The organism is Lentzea indica, from assembly GCF_012184385.1.
Taxonomy (GTDB): Bacteria; Actinomycetota; Actinomycetes; order Mycobacteriales; family Pseudonocardiaceae; genus Lentzea; species Lentzea indica.
On record NZ_VSRL01000536.1, the window covers coordinates 1 to 1502 of the forward strand.

General features: G+C 71.9%; 1 protein-coding gene and 2 pseudogenes. 2 read left to right on the plus strand and 1 reads right to left on the minus strand.

What is annotated here, in order from left to right:
• Both FXN61_RS49380 and FXN61_RS49385 read left to right on the plus strand, forming a co-directional pair.
• Positions 1 to 226: pseudogene (locus FXN61_RS49380) on the plus strand (sensor histidine kinase); the annotation flags it as partial.
• Positions 223 to 825, plus strand: coding sequence for a response regulator transcription factor (locus FXN61_RS49385; RefSeq protein ID WP_167980631.1), 603 nt, complete (start codon positions 223 to 225; stop codon positions 823 to 825). The pseudogene FXN61_RS49380 and the gene FXN61_RS49385, both read left to right, overlap by 4 nt.
• 48 nt (positions 826 to 873) lie before the next feature.
• Here FXN61_RS49385 and FXN61_RS51295 read toward each other — a convergent pair.
• Positions 874 to 1502 (minus strand): annotated as a pseudogene (locus tag FXN61_RS51295) (AfsR family transcriptional regulator); the annotation flags it as partial.

The following is a 1502-nucleotide window of genomic DNA, read 5'->3' on the forward strand; positions in this document are numbered from 1 at the left end:
CGTCGCCCGGCACGCAAGCGCGAAGACGTGCCACATCGGGATCGAGGCCCGCGACGGGGAGCTGCGCCTGGTGGTCGCAGACGACGGCGTTGGCGGCGACGCGCTGGAGGGCAACGGGCTGACCGGCATGCGCGAGCGGATCGCCGCGCTCGGCGGAATGGTCCGGCGCACCGGCTCGGCGGGCACCACGGTCACGATCGCCGTCCCGCTGCGGGTGGCCACGTGATCAGGGTGGTGCTGGCCGAGGACCAGGCGATGGTGCGCGGCGCGTTCGCCCAGCTGCTGGACCTCCAGCCCGACGTCACGGTCGTCGCGACCGCGGGCAACGGTGACGAAGCCCTTGCGGCCGTTGCGGAACACCGGCCCGACGTGCTGCTCACCGACATCGAGATGCCCGGTCTCACCGGCCTCGACGTCGCGCGGGAGCTGAGCCGCCGTGGCGATCCCACACGAGTCCTGATCATCACGACGTTCGCCCGCAGCGGCTATCTGCGGCGCGCCATGGAGTCCGGCGTGGCGGGCTACGTGCTCAAGGACGCGCCGATCGCCGACCTCGTCTCCGCTCTGCGCCGGGTGCACGCCGGTGAACGTGTCGTCGCGCCTGAGCTCGCGATGGCCGCGTGGGACCACGCCGACCCGCTCACGTCGCGGGAACGTGAACTGCTGCGCGAGGTCACCACCGGCGCCGGCAACGCCGAGATCGCGGCCAGGCTCAACCTCGCGGAGGGGACGGTCCGCAACTACCTGTCGACGGCGATGGCGAAGCTCGGAGCGCGCAACCGGTCAGAGGCGGCGAAAACCGCCCGTGACCGAGGTTGGCTCTGACGGCTGCCATGCTCAGCGCCGTTGCCTGATCCAGCACCCGTAACCCGGTCACACAGGCACATGGTAGGCGAGCCGCTCCTGCAACCGGGCGTGCCGGAACTGGTACACCGCGCCGACCTGTCGCAGCACGCCGCGGCGGTGCGCGTCGTCGAGGAAAGCCATGAATCCAAACGGAATGTGGCCGCGAGCGGCCAGCCACAACCGTGTGCAGCCGAAGGCGCCCCAGGCCCGGGACAGGCAGACGCTGAGCCCGACGGCCAGCCCGAACAGGCCGCCGGCCACCACCGCGTGGGCCACGCTGGGCATGTCCTGGATCACCTGGCCGCCGATCAGCGCCCCGGCGATGCCGTACGCGACGGTGCCCGGCTTCGGCGCGAAGTACCGGCCGAGCAGGCCGGCGGCGATGCCGCCGGCCAGGCTCAGCACCAGGTCGACGCTGCCGTCCAAGATCTGGATGGTCGGCTCGTCCTGGGTGAGGCGCAGCGCGAGGCCGTAGAACAGGCTCAGCGACACCGTGAACGCCAACGTGAACGACAAGGCGGCGGCGCGGTCCTGACGCAACACGGTGCCAGGGCTGGACACCCGGTTGGCGTCCAGCGGAGTGCCGAGCCAGACGTGCACGCCGACGGCCAGGCCGAACACCACCGCGACGAGGCCGATCACCGCGGTCGGCAGCG